Raw genomic sequence first — 17,500 nt, 5'->3', positions numbered from 1 at the left:
TCGCGAGGCCTCATTTGGCCGCGCGCTCGAGGAGAGCAGCGATGCGGGGTGGCAAGCCCAGATCGCGGGCGGTCCACAGCGGATCGGAAGCGGCAAGCGGCTTTCGAGGAACGGGCGGCTCACTGCCCGCCTCCACTAGGCTCACGATCTGTTCGATCCGTCGTCGTTCGAGCTCTCTGAGCGTGTCTTCGACGACAAACCCTTCTGCGATGCAGCCGGGCAGTTCCGGATAAGCGAGCCGCAGAAGCCACTTGCCTGGCTCGGTTTCGACGGCTTCAGCCTCAAGGAGATACGGGATCGACAAAAACTGGCGCAGATCCAAAACCATCCTCCCTGCGCGAACCTTGATCCGTTCGCGTCCGCATTTGTTACGTATACGTACTATATCGATAGTTATCTTGCAAGGACCGATGCGGCCTTTCGGACCGGCTTTCAGATCGGCCTGCTCTCGGCAGCCAGTCCCAAGGGTTGAGGACGGAACACCAAGCTGCTAACGGCTACGGTGACTTGGTGTCAGATGGACTACAGCACGGGTCGACAACGGCATGTCAGCCGACAAGACAATGAAGACGGATTCAGTTGCGGAGCTCGCCCGAAACTGGCGGCTGGAAGGTGGCATCGGCTTTCTTCTTCGGCTGCTCGAAGCCCGCTACGACGTCCTCTATCAGAAAGTGACGCGCCAGAGTGACATCACCCCCCGGCAGTTCGGCGTGCTCATGGCGCTGTATCAACGCGGCCCGCTCACGCCATCGGTCCTCGCGGAGCACATCAGTTGCGACCGGAACACGCTGAGCGAGATGCTCAAGCGAATGACGGCGCGAAAGCTGATCTCGAAAAAGAGCAATACAGAAGACCGGCGCTCCGTGCAGGTTCAGATCACCGCCAAGGGAGAGGCCGCCCTCTTCAGCGTTGTTCCCGCCGCTGCAGAACTGCAGGACCTGATGCTGGCGCCGCTGCGCAAGGAAGATCGCGCGCATTTTCTGAAATGCATGCTGGCGATCGCAAAGGCGACGCCATCGGGCTCTTCCGGATCATCCGAGTATTGAATCGTTCAGCAACATCCTTGATGCGGGCGGACTACTTCCCAAACGCTCCTGCTTCCGCAAGACCTGCGATTTCGCCGGCAGACAAGCCGAGCGCCCGTGCCAGCACCTCCTCGCGGTGCGCACCGACCGCCGGCACATCCCGCCGCTTGGATGCTTCCGCTCCTGACATCTTCCAAGGCGGATTGACGCCAAAGAATTCGCCTGCAGCATCCGCAATCGTCGCGAAGGCGCCGCGTTGGAGGAGATGCGGGTCGGTCAGCGCCGCGCCGGGATCGCGATATTCGGCGCAGGGAACGCCGGCGCGATCGAGCGCCGCGATGCATTCCCGCACCGTGTGGAGCTCGGTCCACTTCTCGATCTGCTGCATCATTGCGCCCCAGTTCGCGCCACGCGCCGGCACAGTGTTGAAGCGGGCGTCCTCGGCCAACGCGCGGTCTCCCGTCACCTCGCAAAGGGCGGCGAAATTGCGCGACGTCACCGGCGCGATCAGGATATCGCCATCGCTAGCCCGCACGGGACCATAAGTCGGCCGCGGCGCATACACAGGGAACTGCGCCTCCTGCAGTTCGTAGACGAGCAGGTTCAGCATGCAATCCATCAGCGCGACGTCGATCCGCTGCCCCACTCCCGCGCGCGATCGCTGCACGAGCGCGGTCTGGATCGCCGAATAGCCGAAGATGCCGCCCAACAGATCGGCCACGAACACGGCACCCGCTGCGGGACGGTCGCGATCGCCCGCATATCGCATCAGCGCACGGTCGAACCCGCTTTCTGCGTGAACGATCATGGCATAGGCCGCACGCTCCGCCGCCGGACCGGACTGGCCATAGCCGGAGATCGAGCAATAGATCAGGCGCGGATTGATCTCGCGCAGCGCCTCATAGCCGAGTCCCAGCCGGTCCATGACCCCGGGACGAAAATTCTCCACGACGATATCGGTCTGCTCTACCAGCCTGTGAACGAGGCCGATCGCTTCGCTGTTCTTCAGGTCGAGTGCCAGGCTCCGCTTTCCGGCATTGAGCTGGCCGAAATAGGCGCTGTGGCCGTCGCGGAGCGGGGCACGCAGCCGCATGTCGTCCCCCTCCGGCGGCTCGATCTTGATGACCTCCGCACCGACGTCCGAGAGCAGCCGCGCACAATAGGGACCAGCCAGCATGATCGAGAAATCGAGCACCCTGACGCCTTCCAGGGGTGCGGTGGCGGTGTTGAGCTGCGGCATGCGGCCACTCCTATCTCGGCAACCCAAGCGCCCGTTGCGCGATCAGGCTGCGCTGAATTTCGTTGGTTCCAATGCTGATCACCCACATCAGCGAATGACGCAGGTTCTGTTCGAACCGTCCATTGTCGATTGCATCAGGCATCCCTTCGGAAAGCGCGGCGCGCTGGCCTAGAATGTCGAGGGCGGTTTCGCCGAAGCGCTCCATCAGCTCGCTGGAGAACACTTTGCTGATCGCGCCATATTCCGGCGGGGTGACGCCATCAGCCGCCAGTTCCGCGCAATGCATCATCAACTGACGGCCGACCTCGATGTCAGACGCGAGTACGGCCATTCTGTCGCGGACGATCGGATCATTGGCGAGCGGCGGCCTGTCGGCTTCTACCGCCATGATATGCCGGCGCAATTGTTCGAAGGCGTGGGCGACCTTCAGGACGATGCCGCCGCCGACCAGACCGCGCTCAAAAGCGAGCGCCCCGGTCAGCACCTTCCAGCCGCCATCGACCTCACCGACGAGGTTGTCCAAGGGAATGCGGACGTTGTCGTAGAAGATATTGGCAAAGGAGCCGTCATACATGGTCGTCGCCGGATGAATGGAGATGCCCGGCGTCTTCATCGGCACGATGAATATGCTGATGCCGGCATGCGGCGGCTTCGCATTCCTGTCGGTGCGCGCGGCCAGGAACATGTACTTGCCCCACCACGTCGTAGTCCAGATCTTCTGGCCGTTGATGACCCACTGATCGCCATCGCGCTCGGCACTGGTGCACAGCGCGGCGAGATCGGAGCCTGCCTGGGGTTCGCTGTAGCCCATGCCGTGCATGGCTTCGCCGCGGAGAATCTCCGGCAGATATTTTTGCTGCTGCTCCGGCGTGCCGAACATCATCAGAGCGTTGGCCTGGATCGCGGCGCCAATCCGCGGCGCTTCGCCCCGCTCCATCGTCTCGATGAGGGCGATCTGCTCCAGCGGCGAGCGCCCCTGCCCGCCGAATTTGCTCGGCCATCCCAACCCGATCCAGCCGGTCTTGCCGACATCAAGCGCGAACTCGGCATCGAACTCGCGCTTGGCGAACGGCTGCGCGTCGAAGGCGGCCTTGCGCTCGCCCGACCAGTTCTGCTCCAGCCATTGCCGGACCTGTTCGCGCAGCGCATTGCCGGCCGGACCGAGATCGTATTGCGGCAGTTCCGCACCGCCATCATCCAGCAGGAAAGAGCCTATTCCGAGCCTCGCATGTGCCGCGCCGCCGAGCGCGATCGTATCGAGATGAACCCGCTTGAAGTGCAATGGCGCCTCGTGCTCCTCGGCATAGCCGATGGCGCCGAACGTATGCTGGGTCTCGAGCGAAACACGCCGCAGCGCCTCCGCGGAAAAGGAGGCGGCGCAATCGGCGAAATACGGCCAATGACGATCGCCACGATCATGCAGTTCCGCTGCATGGCCAATGATCAGGCGCACGCCTTCGAGCAGGATGAAGCAATTGGCCAGCTTGTGCTGGATCGCCTGGAACTTTCCGATCGGCTGGCCGAATTGTCGGCGCTCCCTTGCATAGTCGACGGCCAGTTCGAACGCGCGCCGGGCGGCACCGTGCGCCCGCGCCATCAGCGCCAGCTTGGCCTCGCGCAATAGCTCATGGACGGCAAGGAATTCGACTTCGATGATGTCAGCCGGCGCAGCGTTCAGCCGAACCTGGTGAAGGCCCCAGGCGCCCATCGCGCGGGTTGGTTCAACGCCGACACCCGGGCCATCCATCGCAACAAGCGCAAGCGCCGATGGACTGATCAGCACAAGCAGATGCGTACAGCTTCCCGCCGCCTCGACAAACCGCAGCAGTCCGCTTGCCCTCATGTTCGTGACCTCGATGGCTCCAGCCGCGCGGTCCGGATCAAATGCCCCAAACGAGAGCGCGATGCGCGCGCTGCCCGCATGCAGGCGCCTTAGCAAATCGACCGAAGCCTCGGACCTTGCTCCCGCGAGCGCGAAATTGGCGAGAGCTGCCGACCACATCGGCGCCGGGCATGCGGCGCGGCCCAGCTCCGCCATCACCACCAGGACCTCGCGCAGCCCTCCCATGTCGGGATCGCTGCCAAGCGACGCAACGCCCTGACCCACGAGCTTGCTCCAGACGGCGGCGATCTCCTCGGGGCACGGGCCGTGCTTCATGGCGTCGGCGCGCCAATGCTGGCCGAGAAATCCGCGCAGGGAATCCCGGAGCATCTCCCTCGTGTCTTCAGTCGCGAGCTCGGTCGCGCGCATGACTGGGCTAAGCCTGGCCGAATTTCGGCTTGCGCTTCTCCTTGAAGGACGTGGTCGCTTCCTTGTGGTCGGCCGTCTCGAACGTCACCTGCTCCAAGGCCATAGAGGCTTCGAGCAGCATGTTGACGCGATCCTTGACGATCTGGTTGATCGACAGCTTGGTCCAACGAATGGCCCAGGTGGGGCCGTTCGCAAGCTCCACGGCGATATCGCGGGCCCTGGCCAGCACCTCCGCGCGCGGCGCCACATGGTTGACCAGCCCGATCCGCTCGGCCTCCCTGCCGCTCAGGAGCGTGCCGCGGATCAGGAATTCCTTGGCCTTGTTGATCCCAACGAGCAGCGGCCAGATCACGGTGCCTCCGTCGCCCGCGACCAGGCCGACCCGCGAGACATGCGTGTCGCCGATCCGCGCGTCTTCGGCCATCACCGTTATGTCGCACAGCAACGCGTGGGTCGCCGCAAGGCCGATCGCATCGCCGTTGATGGCGGCGATGATCGGCTTGTCGAGCTCGAGCTGGCGGGTGACCCCGCGCCGGCTGATCATGGGATCATGGACCTCGCCCTCCTCGAGGACGTCGCCGCCCGGCCGTTCCGACATCGCCTTCACGTCGCCACCGACGCTGAAGAAATCGCCGGCACCGGTCAGCACCACGACATTGACGGCGTGATCATCGGCGAGGTCATCCCAGATCGTCCGCAGTTCGCGGATCAGCTTTTGATTGATCGCGTTGCGCGCCTGCGGGCGGTTCAAGGTCACGGTCGCCACCTTGTCCGCAACCTCGATCTTCAGGCACTCGTAATTGGCGTATCTGGACACATTTTCCTCCGTTTATATTCTTGTTCAGGCGAGGCTGGTCGTCACATGCCGCCGCTCAACGGCGGAAACCGGGCTGGACCTCCGCCAAGGCAACATGAAGTGACATGGCGCCGGGATCCTGCTCCAGCATCCGCTGCACGGATTCGAGATGCGTGCGCATCAGGCGCGTGGCGGACGAGACATTGCGCTCGCGCAGCGCGGCCAGAAACTGCCGGCGTTTCTCGGCGAGCCGGGCCATCGCGACGCCGCTCGATACCACCTTGGCATAGACGAAGCGCATGTGAATCTCCGTGACAGAATCCATGATCATCGCGATCACCTTGTTTCCAGTCGCCGCGGCCAGCAGCTTGTAGAACTCCCGCGAGCACTCGACCCGGTCGAGCAGCCGGCCTTCGCGCGTGGCAAGTTCGGTGCGCGCGACATTCGCCTCAAGCGCGTCGAGATCGGCCGCCCGCACATTCGCACACGCCAGCCGTACGACGAGATCAAGTACATGGACACGCGCTTCCGACAATTCGCGCACTGAAATCGTGCCAAGGCTCAGCATGTCTCGCATGACGTCGTTCATGCGACTGGTATCGCCCTCGCGGATGAAGGCCCCTCCCTTGACGCCCTTCTGCAGCCGCAGCACGCCCGCCATCTCGAGGCTTCGCAGCGCCTCGCGCAGGACATTGCGGCTGACGCCGAGTTGCTGGGCCAGGTCGCGTTCGGCCGGAAGCTTGTCCCCGGGCTTCAGCACGCCAAGCGCCAATTGCTCACGAATACGCTCACAGATTTCCTCGAATGCGCGGCGGGTATGGATCGGCCGGAATTGCGGTGCAGCCGGTGCCCCGGCTGCACGGTGATCGGGGGCCCGTTCCCGCCGGTTGAGCGAGGCCAACCGCGGCCGGGTGGAGCTACGAGGGCTTGACTTGGTGTTCATCGGGTGAATTATTAAATGGATCACCCATTCAATGGAAGTCCCTTTTTTGGGCTCCTTACAAAAAACAGGCGGAAACCCCATGAGCTTCACCGAGGAGCAGACCGCGTTTCGCGACAACATCCGAAGAATGGTCGCCCGGCATGTGGCGCCGATCGCCGCCGAGATCGACGAGACTGATCGTTTCCCACTCGAGATCGTGAAGCTGTTCGGCGAGATGGGGCTGATGCAGCTTTGGGTGCCGGAACAATATGGCGGCCCGAACGGCAATCTGACGATGGCCTGCATCGCGCGCGAGGAGATCTCGAAGGTCTCGCCCGCCTGCGCCTCGATCGCAGCCCTCAACACCATGTTCATCATGCCGCTGCTTCACTTCGGCTCAGAGGAACAGCGCAAGAAATACCTGCCGATCATCGCCAAGGGCGGCGTCGTGACGGCGATCGCGATCTCCGAGCCACAGGCCGGCTCGGACGTCTCCGCGCTCAACACCCGCGCCAGGAAAGATGGCGACTGCTACGTCCTGAACGGCCGCAAGCAATGGTGCAGCTATGGCGTCGTCGCCGACTATATCGTGGTGATGGCGCGGACGAGCGACAGTGCCGGTGCGGACGGCATCAGCGCCTTCATCGTCGAACCGAAGCAGATGCCGGGCATCTCGTTCGGGCGGCACGAACGAAAGCTGGGCTTTCACGGCGCCCCGAATACGCCGATCTTCTTCGACAATGTGCGGGTTCCGGCCGAGAACCTCGTCGGCGAGGAAGGCAAAGGCTTTCGCGCGTCAATGCGCGCCCTCGATCTCAACCGGCCGACCATCGGCGCCCAATCGGTGGGATTGGCGCAGGGCGCGCTCGACGCCTGCATCGCCTATGCGAAGGAACGCAAGCAATTCAAGCGATCGATCTCGGAATTCCAGGGCGTGCAGTTCATGCTTGCGGACATGGCCATGCAGATCGAGGCCGCGCGCGCACTCGTCTACGAATGCGCGCGGGCCGGCGATGAAGGCGACTGGAAGCGATTGAACCTGCTCGCCAGCATGGCGAAATGCATCGGCAGCGACACCGCCATGAAGGTCACCACCGATGCCGTCCAGATCTTCGGCGGCTACGGCTACACCATGGATTATCCGGTCGAACGCATGATGCGCGACGCCAAGCTGACCCAGATCTTTGAAGGCACCAACCAGATCCAGCGCGTGGTGATCGCCCGCGAGCTGCTGCGATAACAACAATGAACAATCAAATACAACATGGAGGAAACGATCTTGACCTGGACCATCCACCGGATTTGGCCCGCCGCCGCCATATCCGCGCTTCTCGCCGCATCACCTGCTTACGCACAAAACGCCTATAGCCCGGGAGCCAGCGACACCGAGATCAAGCTTGGCCAATCAACCCCGCTCAGCGGTCCCGCCTCTGCTTTCGGTGCCGGCGCAGGACGGGCGGTCGTCGGCTATTTCGAAATGCTGAACGCGCAAGGCGGGATCAACGGACGCAAGATCAGCTTCACGCAACTGGACAACGCCTACAGTGCGCCCAAGGCGGTCGAGCAGTCGCGCAAGCTCATCGAGGACGTCGGCGTGCTCGCTGAGGTCGGCACCATCGGAACGGCGCCGAATGTCGCGATTCAAAAATATCTGAACTCCAAACAGGTGCCGCAGCTTTTCATCACCGCCGGCGGACGCCGCTTCAACGATCCCAAGGCTTTTCCGTGGACCGTGCCGCTCTACCCTGATTTCGAGACGGAAGGCCGCGTTGTCGCCAAATATATCGCGAAGGCAAAACCCGACGCCAAGATCGGCGTCTTGTACCAGAACGACGATTACGGAAAGGACTACCTCAAAGGCTTGCGGGCCGGGCTTGGCGAAAAGGCGGCGCAGATCGTCACGGCGGTTTCGTACGAACTCGCCGATCCGACGATCGATTCGCAAATCGTTCAGTTGAAAGCCGCCGGCATCGACACGCTGATTGAACAATCGTCCTCGAAGGCAGCCGCGCAATCGATCCGGAAGGTCTACGAGCTCAAGTGGCGCCCGCTCCACGTAATCGGCGGCTCGACGGCATCCGTGGACACCATCCTGAAGCCGGCGGGCCTCGAGGCATCGAAAGGTCTGGTCACGACACAGTTCCTCAAACAACCCGGCGACCCGGCATGGGTCGATGACGAAGAGGTGAAGGCCTACAAGAGCTTCCTGAAGAAATATGCGCCATCAGCCAATCCGGACGACTATTCCGTCCTGGTCGCCTACATGAACGTCCACGCCGTGACGCTCGCCCTGAAGAAATGCGGCGATCAGTTGACGCGGGACAACCTCATTCGCCAGGCGACATCGCTCCATGGCGAACGGCTGCCGATGATGCTTCCGGGCATCTCGATCAGCATGCATCCCGACGACTACACGCCGTTCAAGACGCTTCGGATCGCGATTTTCGACGGAGAGAGCTGGACACTGGCAGGCGATCCGCTGTCCGCCGAGTGATCCATCCGGGCGTTCGCAGCGTTGCTCGCGAATGCAGTTTCTCCGTCAGAAAAGGCGAGCGCGGCATTTGCCGCCCTCGCCCAGCGGTCCCGGAGATTCGCGAGAGCTCAGGACGCAATCGCACCGAGATCGATCATGTCGCCGACGGGAATCCAGTTCCCACCATCGAAGCGGGAAATCTGCAGATTGTGGATGGCGCGATAGTCGGTTGGAGAATTTTCGACCTTGATGCCGTCGAGGAAAAGCGGCGGCAGTTCGCCCTTGAGCGACGTCGCCTGCTTCAAGAGGTTTTCCCGCGTCAGATCGTTGCCGCAACGCTTCAGAACCTGCTCGATCATGTAGGCGTTGTTGTAGCCCGGCGTCGCCGTATTGTCGTCAATGCTGACCGAGGGCATGTATTTCTTCATGAAGTCGAAATAGGCCTTCACCCTTGGCTTGTCCCGGTGTCTTGGATCGGTCACGACGATCTCCCACCATGCCGAGATCAATCCCTTTGCATTGTCCAGGCCGGCCGGGGCGAGCGTGCCCCCGATCGAGCTGCAATTCGAATTGACGACGTGCAGCGGCTTCCAGCCCATTGCCGCCACCTTTCGGATGCCTTGCGCGGCAAATTTGGAGTAGGTGAGCTGGACGAACACATCGGCGCCGGTCGCCCTGCAATCGGCGACCTGATTGTCGATGGTGGGCTCGGTGATCTCGTGACTGACCTCCTTGACGATGGCGCTCGCCTTGCCCCCCAGCCCCTTTTTCAGGCCGCGAAGGAAGTCCTTGCCGAGGTCGTCGTTGACATATTGGACGGCGATCTTGGCGTTCGGCTTTTCATTCAGGATGAACGTGGCCAACGCCGCGCCTTGCGCGACATAGATTGGATAGAACGGAACGATCCAGGGAAACTCCTTCGGATCATTGAAGCGTTCGGCGCCTGATGTCAGGAACAGGCTCGGCACCTTCTTCGCGTTGAGATATTTTTGTACGGCGGCGTTAGTTGCCGTTCCCAGGAAACCGGCGATCGCAAAGACTTCCTCCGACTCCACCAGCTTTCGCGTCTGCTCGACGGCTTTCGGCGGCGAAAAGGCATTATCCAGCGAAACCAGGTTGATCTTCCGGCCGTTGATGCCGCCATTATCGTTGACCATCTGGAAATAAGCGGTCTGCGCCTGTCCGTAGACGCCATAGCCGGACGCCGGCCCGCTATAGGGTGCCGTGGTCCCGAGCTTGATTTCGGTGTCGGTTACTCCAGGTCCGTAATTGTTTGCAGCGGGCGCGCGCGACGCTCGACCGAACGTGAGTGCCGCTGCGCCGAGGCCGGCGATGGTTGTTCGCCGCGAGATCAATATCATGTCGGCTCCTCCCTTTCATTTTTGCTATAATTGAATGCTGCAACGGGCCCGCTGCTCTGCGGCAGCGAGGGGCCCCGTGAGCTACACGAACGAAACACTCACTGGAGCGAACCCCGAAATCCTGGCTTCGTAGAATTCGCCCGCGGAGACCGGCGACACCGGTCCCAGCGCGCCGGTCAGCACGGCATCGCCAGACCGCAGCGGTTGGCCGGCTTTGGCCATGGCGCGGGCAAGCCAGAGCGCGGCGCGCAGGGGATGGCCGAGACAGGCCGCGCCGCAACCGACGGAGACGATGGCGCCGTTGCGCGTCATCGTCATGCCGCAGGCCTCCAGATCGACATCAGTCAGGCGGCGCGGCGAGGCGCCGAGCACGTAGCGTGCGCTTGAGCCGTTATCGGCCACCGTATCCAGGATCGTGATCTTCCAATCGCTGATACGGCTGTCGACCACCTCGAGCGCGGGGACGACATAGGCCGTCGATCGCATCAATTCGCCGAGAGTGGTGCCACCGTCCGCAAGATCCCGCTCCAGGACCAGCGCTATCTCCGCCTCGACACGCGGCTGGATCAGTCGCGCGACCTCGATTCGCTCGCCGGTCGGGATCTCCATATCGGCAAACAGCGCGCCGTAGTCGGGCTGATCGACCCCAAGCTGCTGCTGCACTGCTTTCGATGTGAGCCCGATCTTGCGGCCCACGAGCCGGCGGCCGCCGGCAATCCCGCGCCGCGTGACTTCGGCCTGAATCGCATAGGCCACCTCCACTCGCCCCTCGCCGATATCGCTTGCGATCGGCGCGATCGGGCGGCATGCCGCCTCGGCTTCCTGCAGCCGTGTCGCAATATTCTCAATAATATTGCTCATGGCCGGTCCAGGAAGTCAGCGACCAGCGCATTGAATTCGTCGGCCTTCTCCCACTGCGCCCAGTGCCCGCATTTGGGAAAGACGTGAAGCTGTGCGTTCGGCATGGTCTTGAGCAGGATGAAGCTTGAATCGAGCGGCACGACCCGATCCTCGCGTCCCCAGATCAGAAGCGTGCGATGCTTCAGCGCGGCGAGATTCTCACGCCAGATATCGAGCGGCGGCCGCTTGAAGATGTCGATGACATCGGGGCGGGTGGCGGCTTTGAGCCGCTCGGCCAGCAGTTCTTCGGTAATCGAGGACTGGTCGAACACCAGAAGATCGATCACGCCCTTCAGCTTCTGCAACGTCGGCCCCTCGCCGGCATGGAACATCGCCATCCGCCGCAGGCCTTCGGTCGGCATCGGCGAGAAGATCGCCTGGCTTCCGCCGGTCCCCATCAGCACCAGCCGGCTGACTCGTTCAGGCGCGCGCAAGGCGACCATCAGCGACGTCGCGCCTCCGAGGGAATTGCCGACGAAGCTCGCCTTCTTGACGTCGATCGCGTCCATGAAGGCGCGGGTGAAGTCACCCATCGCTTCGAAGATCGGGCCGTCCTTCAGCTTCCCCTCGGTCTCGCCAAATCCGGGAAGGTCGAACACGATGACGCGACGGCGCGCCGCAAGAGCCTCGACGTTCTTGCGATAATTGCTCAGGCCGGAAGCCCCCGGCCCTCCGCCATGGATGAGGATAGTGGGCTCCCCTTGCCCGACGTCGTAGTAGTGCGTGCGCGTACCCGCGACATCGACATGCTTACCCTTCAGTTCCACTATTGATCTCCGACTTCGATGATGAATTGTGTTAACCTCGCGCGTTCGCCTGCAGATAGGCGTCGCGCAGTTTCCGCTTGAAGATTTTTCCGCTCGCCTCGCGCGGCAGCGCGTCATGAAACACGAACCGCTTCGGGATCTTGAATCGGGCGATATGCCCTTCCAGGAATGTCGCGATGGCTTCGGCCGCAAGCCGAATCCCGCCCTCGGCTTCGATGGCGGCGACCAGGCTTTCTCCAAACTCCTCGTCGGGTGCACCGAACACTGCGCAGTCCCGTACGCCCGGACAGTTCACCAGGACATTTTCGATCTCCGCGGGATAGATGTTGACGCCGCCGGAGATGACCATGTCGCGCTTGCGGTCGCAGATGAAGAGATAGCCGTCAGCATCCACGTAGCCGACATCGCCGCAGGTCACGAGCCCGTCCCGATCGATCTGTTCGCGCTGCTCCGGCCTGCCGTGATAGGTGAAATCGGCATAGGCCTCCGTGCGCAGGTAGATTTCACCGATCTGTCCTGTGCCGAGCTCGCGACCCTCGTCGTCGTAAATACGTAAGGTCGTGCCCGCCATCGCCCTGCCGACGGTACCCGGATGAGCAAGCCATTCATGCGAGTTGCAGCCGACGGCCGGTCCGGTTTCGGTGGCGCCATAGGTTTCGTGGATCACCGGCCCCCACCAGTCGATCATGCGCCGCTTGACATCAGGCGGGCACGCGGCGCCGGTGTGGGTCGCCCAGCGAATGGACGAAACGTCGTACTGCGATCGGACCGCGTCGCTGAGCCGAAGCAGGCGTACGAACATCGTCGGCACCATCGTGAGATGGGTGATGCGATGTTCCTCGATCGTCTTCAGCAATTCTTCGGGATCGAAATTGTGCTGCAAGACCACGAGATCGGCATGCTGAAACGCCTGCCTGGCAAACGCACCGGGTGAGGCATGATAGAGCGGGCCGCACACGAATGCGCGCATGCCTTGCTCGATGCCGTAGATCTGTCGCAGCAAGGCGGCGTTCTTGCTCACCTGCTCGGCGTTCATTGGCGCGCGACGCACGCCTTTCGGTCGGCCGGTGGTGCCGGAGGTGTAGATCATGGTCCCGCGCGGGGCGCGCGCCGGTTCCGGCCATTCGGCAAAACCGTCACGATGCGGAGCCCAGGCGCGGGCGCACGAAGGAGCGTCCGACGAGGCCATGGCACCGGACGGCGCAAAAAACGTCGGAAGGTCGGCCGGAATTGCGGCCGCAACACCCTGCAGCAGGCCAGCATGGCCGATCAGCGCATGCGGCGCGCAATCGGCGAGGATGTAACGGATTTCGTCCGCGGTGCTGTGCCAGTTGAGCGGTACGACATAGGCCCCGAGCAGAGAGGCTGCCTGCATCACTTCGAAATAGATCGGATCGTTCCGGATCAGGAGTGCGATCGCATCGCCTTCGTTGACGCCGGCTGCCGCAAGCGCTGATGCAGCGCGCCTGCCCTGTGCGAGCAGCGCGTCGCACGAAACGCTGTGCGTTCCGATGACGATCGACCTGTCCCGCTTCACTCCAGGCATATCATCGCCTCGGCGCGAACAGAGGGCAGATAGACGTGGTCGAGCGCCTCGAAGTCCGCTTCCGACAAAGTGATCGACGTCGTGAATGTCAGTGGATCCATGTGGCCATTGAGCACATCGGGATAGTTCCAGCGCGCCGTCGCCACCGTGCGGTTGCCGGCCTTCAGCTCCACGGTGAGCGGTGCCGCCGCGCTCGAGCCGTGCCCGCTCTGATAACCGTCGCCGATGCAATAGATCTCCAGGGCGAATTCGTTCCGGCCCCGACGCTGAACGGCGATCTCCACGTCGAGCAGACCGAACGCGACGTCATCCGGTTCATCGTCGTTGTAGAAATACACATAGGAGATACGGCCGTAGCGGCTGACGCCGAGCGCAGCGTCGGACGGGACCTGCGCATCGCTGCGACCGGGTGTCCGCGGCGGAACGGGACCGAGCAGGCACATCTGCGGCAGCGACCGGCAGGCAATCATGACGCTAGGCCTGCTGTGACGCGACGGGGTGACGATCGCTAGTTGCTGCATGCTGGGTTTCCAGATCGAAGGCGCGGCCAAGAAAAGCGAAGGCGTTGTCGGCGAGAACGCCCGGGCAGTCCGGTAGCGCTGCTTGGACAAATGCGCCGGGATGTTTTTGGCGAATGGTGAACGGATAGTCGGAGCCGACCACGATGCGGCTCGATCCCACGACCGAAGACATGAACTGAAGCGCGGGGCCATCGTAGAGAATCGAGTCGTAGAAGAAGCGGCGCGCGATTTCCCTTGGCGATCTCGTCATCCGTTTCTGCATTTCGCCGCCGAGCGACCAGCCGCAGTCGAGCCGCGGCAGGATCCAGGGCAGCGCGCCGCCGCCATGGCTGAGCAGGATGCGCAGCCTGGGAAATTTCTCGAGCACGCCGGCCGCAAGCATCGACACTGCGGCCAGCGCGGTCTCGACTGGAAATGCTGCCGTCGCCGCGAATTCGGGTCCCGCCCCGATCCGCTCAACCCCGGCCGGATGCAACGGATGAACGAAGATGCAGAGGTCGAGCGCCTCAGCGGCTTCATAGAGCGGATGGAGCGCTTCGCTGCCGAGCGCGACGCCATCGATATGGCTTCCGATTTCGATGCCGGCGAGACCAAGCGCCTTGATGCGTTGCAATTGCGCCAGCGCGCGCGGCACGTCCTGAACGCAGGCCAAGCCGATTCCGGCGAACCGGCGCGGAGCCTCACCAATCATCGCGGCGATGTGCTCGTTGATGATCTCGGCGAGGTGCTCGGCGTCATCAGCCGGCAACCAATGCGACAGCAGCTCCGGCATCGGGGACAGCACCTGCATTGCGGTGCCGTCCTCCTCCATGTCCGCCAGCCTGCGTCTGACGTCCCACGAGCGCGAGTCGATTTTGCGGAACACCTTTCCGCCAATCATCACCGCGGCCTTGTCGCCGGAAAGCTCGACGCTCGGCCACAGCGGGTCGCGCGCCTTGTCAGCCGGGAGTCGTGCAGGCACGACATGCGTATGGGCATCCACCACTGGCAATGGCGCCCTCCTTTCCTTCCCTGATCCCTGCGCTGCAGCGAACCGCTTTTCGAGTTGCGCAGGATAATTCACTTTACAAACAGGAATGATTGTTTTTATCCTGCTTGTCAAGCGGCCGCGAGAGGTGCGCTGCGGGCGGCAAAGAACCGCTCAAGGGGAGTGAACGCATTGGATCTATCCCGGACACGCATCGTCATCGTGGGCGCAGGCCAGGCCGGCGCGCGCGCAGCCGAGGCGTTGCGGGGCGCCGGGCATCGCGGGCCGATCACCTTGCTGGGTGAAGAAGAGCATCCGCCCTACGAGCGACCGCAACTTTCGAAGGCCATGCTGATCAATGTGGACGAAGAACCGCGCTTCATCCGAAATTCGCAGGATTGGGCAGCGATCGACATCGAGCTGAGCACCTCCACGCCGACTGTTGCGATTGATTTGAATCGTCGTGCGATCGGGCTGTCGGACGGCCGCGAGATTTCATTCGATCGCCTGCTGCTAGCGACCGGCACGCGGCCGCGTCGGTTGCGCGATCTCGACGATTGCGGATTGCGCGTCTGCTATCTGCGCTGCATCGACGATGCGCGCGAACTCAGACGCAATCTCACGCAGGACGCCAAAGTGGTGCTGGTCGGCGGCGGCGTGATCGGTCTCGAGGTCGCCTCGGCGGCCATCGTCCGCGGCTGCGAGGTCACCGTGCTGGAGAAGGCCGATCGGCTGTTACCACAGGTCGGCTCGCCAGCGCTGAGCGGATATCTGAGGCGGCTGCACAGCGACCGCGGCGTCGCTGTCTGCTGCAACGTGACCATCGTGGGCGCCACGGCCAAAGGGATTCAGTTGTCCGACGGAAGGATCGTTCCGGCCGATCTCGTCGTCGTCGGTGTCGGCGTTGAGCCTGCGGCCGACCTTGCCCGCCAGGCGGGGCTCGCAGTCGATCAAGGCATTCGTGTTGACTCCTCCGGCATGACCGAGATCGACGGCGTCTATGCGGCTGGCGACGTCGCCGAACAATGGAGCGGCTGGCACGGACGCTGGATGCGCGTGGAGAACTGGGCCAATGCGCAGAACCAGGCGATCGCGACGGCTAGGAATATGGTCGGTCAGGATGTCAGCTACGAGGCGCCGCCCTGGTTCTGGTCGGACCAATTCGAGTCGAACATCCAGGTGATCGGCCACCCCGGCGGCGCCGACGAGATCGTGCGCGGGGATGTCGAGCGCGGACGCTTCACCACCATCAGCCTCCGCGACGGCGAAGTGGTCGGCGCCGTCACCGTGAGCTCACCCAAGGACATGGCGCTGCTACGACGGCTTGCCGCTTCCCGGAAGCGGGTCAATCCATCCGACATCGCCAATCCCGCTTTCGACTTGAAACAAGCTCTCGCTTCATGAAGAGCGCAGACGGAGGAAACGACATGCAGACCGACAGCCGTCAACCGGCAATTCTGGTTGATCCCGCCCAGCAGATCTTCAAGGTTGCGCGCCGCAACTTCACCGATCCCGAGATCTTCAAGGCGGAGAAGGAACTCGTGTTCGAGCGCTCGTGGCTCTATCTCGGCCATGCATCCGAGCTTCCCAAGCCCGGCGACTTCGTGAGCCGGACCGTGGCCGGTCGCAGCATCCTATTCACGCGCGACAGCAAGGGAACGCTTCGCGCGCTTCTCAACACCTGCCCTCACCGCGGCGCGCAGGTCTGCCGCGAGCGGAAAGGCAATGCGAAATCGTTTCAGTGCTTCTACCACGGATGGGTGTTCGGAGCCGATGGCAAGCTGCGCAGCCAGCCCGGCGAGGACGCCTATGCGGAAGGATTCAAGAACCGCGAATCCTCCAACATGCAGGCGGTTCCGCGCTTCGAGACCTACCGCGACTTCTGCTTCGTCTCCTTTGACAGGAACATCGTCCCTCTCGTCGATTACCTCGCCGGCGCGAAGGAATATCTCGATCTCATCTGCGATCAGACCGACGCAGGCCTCTCGATCATTGCCGGCACCCAGGAATACTCGATCCGGGCGAACTGGAAGCTGCTCACGGAGAACAGCATCGATGGCTATCATGCGACCACCACGCATGCGAGCTACTTCGACTATCTGATGAACACGACGGATGGACTTGCCGGCGGGATGGGCGGGGGCGGATATGGCTACGACCTCGGCAACGGCCACGCCGTTCTCGAATACGGCGCGCCGTGGGCGCGGCCGGTCGCGCAATGGATTCCAGCGTGGGGCGATAGCGGAAAGCAGGAAATCAGCCGCCTCTACGACAATCTGGTGCAGCGCTTCGGCAAGGAACGCGCCGACCGCATTTCCCGCAAGAACCGGAATCTCTTCATCTTCCCGAATCTCGTCGTCAACGACATCATGGCGCTGACCGTCCGCACCTACTTTCCGATGGCCGCTGATTATATGGTCATCAGCGCCTGGGCTCTGGGGCCGAACGACGAGACCTCATGGGCTCGCAAATATCGCCTGAACAACTTTCTCGAATTTCTCGGGCCCGGCGGCTTCGCGACGCCTGACGATGCCGAGGCACTCGAACATTGCCAGCGCGGCTTCAATAACGCCAAGGAAGCGCAATGGAACGATATCTCCAAGGGAATGGGCAAGGAGCGCCCCGCCCACAATGACGAGCTTCAGATGCGGGCGTTCTGGACCCAGTGGAACGCCATGATGTTTCCGGCGCCGATCTCCAGCATCAAGAACGTCGCAGCCTGAAGGAGATC

General features: G+C 62.8%; 16 protein-coding genes. 5 read left to right on the top strand and 11 right to left on the bottom strand.

Going from position 1 to position 17,500, the window contains the following annotated elements; genetic code table 11:
• Positions 1 to 10 precede the first annotated feature (10 nt).
• Complete coding sequence (locus ACZXDY_RS13070; RefSeq protein ID WP_028163123.1) at positions 11 to 322, bottom strand: hypothetical protein; 312 nt, start codon at positions 320 to 322, stop codon at positions 11 to 13.
• A gap of 241 nt (positions 323 to 563) precedes the next feature.
• Here ACZXDY_RS13070 and ACZXDY_RS13065 point away from each other — a divergent pair, with 241 nt between their 5' ends.
• Positions 564 to 1,046 (top strand): MarR family winged helix-turn-helix transcriptional regulator, encoded by a 483-nt coding sequence (locus tag ACZXDY_RS13065; RefSeq protein WP_464345764.1) that lies wholly within the window; start codon positions 564 to 566, stop codon positions 1,044 to 1,046.
• Positions 1,047 to 1,077: 31 nt separating this feature from the next.
• Here the strand turns inward: ACZXDY_RS13065 and ACZXDY_RS13060 are convergent, their stop codons facing one another.
• The 4 genes from ACZXDY_RS13060 to ACZXDY_RS13045 are packed head-to-tail and all read right to left on the bottom strand — an operon-like array spanning position 1,078 to position 6,255.
• Entirely contained in the window at positions 1,078 to 2,265 is a 1,188-nt protein-coding gene (locus ACZXDY_RS13060) for a CaiB/BaiF CoA transferase family protein (RefSeq protein WP_464345763.1), read from the bottom strand.
• A gap of 10 nt (positions 2,266 to 2,275) precedes the next feature.
• Positions 2,276 to 4,477, bottom strand: coding sequence for an acyl-CoA dehydrogenase family protein (locus ACZXDY_RS13055; protein ID WP_464345762.1), 2,202 nt, complete (start codon positions 4,475 to 4,477; stop codon positions 2,276 to 2,278).
• Between the two features lie 46 nt (positions 4,478 to 4,523).
• Positions 4,524 to 5,333 carry an enoyl-CoA hydratase/isomerase family protein gene (locus tag ACZXDY_RS13050; protein WP_464345761.1) on the bottom strand — a complete coding sequence of 270 codons (810 nt, stop codon included), beginning with the start codon at positions 5,331 to 5,333 and terminating at the stop codon, positions 4,524 to 4,526.
• 55 nt (positions 5,334 to 5,388) lie between these two features.
• Entirely contained in the window at positions 5,389 to 6,255 is an 867-nt protein-coding gene (locus ACZXDY_RS13045) for a FadR/GntR family transcriptional regulator (protein ID WP_464345760.1), read from the bottom strand.
• Between the two features lie 79 nt (positions 6,256 to 6,334).
• Here ACZXDY_RS13045 and ACZXDY_RS13040 point away from each other — a divergent pair, with 79 nt between their 5' ends.
• Together ACZXDY_RS13040 and ACZXDY_RS13035 are read left to right on the top strand one after the other, a co-directional pair.
• The gene (locus ACZXDY_RS13040; RefSeq protein WP_028163118.1) at positions 6,335 to 7,474 is read left to right on the top strand and encodes an acyl-CoA dehydrogenase family protein; all 1,140 of its coding nucleotides are present in this window, start codon (positions 6,335 to 6,337) and stop codon (positions 7,472 to 7,474) included.
• Between the two features lie 24 nt (positions 7,475 to 7,498).
• Entirely contained in the window at positions 7,499 to 8,728 is a 1,230-nt protein-coding gene (locus ACZXDY_RS13035) for an ABC transporter substrate-binding protein (protein ID WP_464345759.1), read from the top strand.
• 107 nt (positions 8,729 to 8,835) lie between these two features.
• On the opposite strand, the gene ACZXDY_RS13030 is transcribed toward ACZXDY_RS13035, so the two are convergent.
• The 6 genes from ACZXDY_RS13030 to ACZXDY_RS13005 form a co-directional block, all read right to left on the bottom strand.
• On the bottom strand, positions 8,836 to 10,068 hold the full coding sequence (locus tag ACZXDY_RS13030) for an ABC transporter substrate-binding protein (RefSeq protein WP_464345758.1): 1,233 nt from the start codon (positions 10,066 to 10,068) through the stop codon (positions 8,836 to 8,838).
• Positions 10,069 to 10,149: 81 nt separating this feature from the next.
• On the bottom strand, positions 10,150 to 10,929 hold the full coding sequence (locus ACZXDY_RS13025; RefSeq protein WP_130222399.1) for a 2-keto-4-pentenoate hydratase: 780 nt from the start codon (positions 10,927 to 10,929) through the stop codon (positions 10,150 to 10,152).
• On the bottom strand, positions 10,926 to 11,735 hold the full coding sequence (locus ACZXDY_RS13020; protein ID WP_464345757.1) for an alpha/beta fold hydrolase: 810 nt from the start codon (positions 11,733 to 11,735) through the stop codon (positions 10,926 to 10,928). The genes ACZXDY_RS13025 and ACZXDY_RS13020 overlap by 4 nt, the downstream gene beginning before the upstream one ends.
• A gap of 31 nt (positions 11,736 to 11,766) precedes the next feature.
• Entirely contained in the window at positions 11,767 to 13,272 is a 1,506-nt protein-coding gene (locus tag ACZXDY_RS13015) for an AMP-binding protein (protein WP_464345756.1), read from the bottom strand.
• Entirely contained in the window at positions 13,269 to 13,751 is a 483-nt protein-coding gene (locus ACZXDY_RS13010) for a hypothetical protein (protein WP_464345755.1), read from the bottom strand. Before ACZXDY_RS13010 ends, ACZXDY_RS13015 begins: the two co-directional genes overlap by 4 nt.
• A gap of 4 nt (positions 13,752 to 13,755) precedes the next feature.
• Positions 13,756 to 14,787: an amidohydrolase family protein gene (locus tag ACZXDY_RS13005; protein WP_464345777.1), complete on the bottom strand. Its 1,032-nt coding sequence runs from the start codon at positions 14,785 to 14,787 to the stop codon at positions 13,756 to 13,758.
• Between the two features lie 174 nt (positions 14,788 to 14,961).
• Between ACZXDY_RS13005 and ACZXDY_RS13000 the strand changes: the two genes are divergently transcribed.
• Positions 14,962 to 16,173: an NAD(P)/FAD-dependent oxidoreductase gene (locus ACZXDY_RS13000; protein ID WP_464345754.1), complete on the top strand. Its 1,212-nt coding sequence runs from the start codon at positions 14,962 to 14,964 to the stop codon at positions 16,171 to 16,173.
• A 23-nt stretch (positions 16,174 to 16,196) separates the two neighbouring features.
• A complete protein-coding gene (locus ACZXDY_RS12995) occupies positions 16,197 to 17,492 on the top strand; it encodes an aromatic ring-hydroxylating oxygenase subunit alpha (RefSeq protein ID WP_464345753.1) in 1,296 nt (431 codons plus the stop codon).
• The last annotated feature ends 8 nt before the right edge of the window (positions 17,493 to 17,500 follow it).

This window comes from Bradyrhizobium sp. LeoB3 (assembly GCF_055456055.1).
Note: the sequence above shows the minus strand (reverse complement) of the source record. Positions and strands in the feature narration are given on the sequence as shown.

Coding starts and splice junctions, on each gene's coding strand:
- ACZXDY_RS13040 (WP_028163118.1), top strand. CDS start 6,335: ATGAGCTTCACCGAGGAGCAGACCGCGTTTCGCGACAACATCCGAAGA.
- ACZXDY_RS13055 (WP_464345762.1), bottom strand. CDS start 4,477: ATGCTCCGGGATTCCCTGCGCGGATTTCTCGGCCAGCATTGGCGCGCC.
- ACZXDY_RS13010 (WP_464345755.1), bottom strand. CDS start 13,751: ATGATTGCCTGCCGGTCGCTGCCGCAGATGTGCCTGCTCGGTCCCGTT.
- ACZXDY_RS12995 (WP_464345753.1), top strand. CDS start 16,197: ATGCAGACCGACAGCCGTCAACCGGCAATTCTGGTTGATCCCGCCCAG.
- ACZXDY_RS13045 (WP_464345760.1), bottom strand. CDS start 6,255: ATGAACACCAAGTCAAGCCCTCGTAGCTCCACCCGGCCGCGGTTGGCC.
- ACZXDY_RS13060 (WP_464345763.1), bottom strand. CDS start 2,265: ATGCCGCAGCTCAACACCGCCACCGCACCCCTGGAAGGCGTCAGGGTG.
- ACZXDY_RS13025 (WP_130222399.1), bottom strand. CDS start 10,929: ATGAGCAATATTATTGAGAATATTGCGACACGGCTGCAGGAAGCCGAG.
- ACZXDY_RS13035 (WP_464345759.1), top strand. CDS start 7,499: ATGGAGGAAACGATCTTGACCTGGACCATCCACCGGATTTGGCCCGCC.
- ACZXDY_RS13030 (WP_464345758.1), bottom strand. CDS start 10,068: ATGATATTGATCTCGCGGCGAACAACCATCGCCGGCCTCGGCGCAGCG.
- ACZXDY_RS13065 (WP_464345764.1), top strand. CDS start 564: ATGAAGACGGATTCAGTTGCGGAGCTCGCCCGAAACTGGCGGCTGGAA.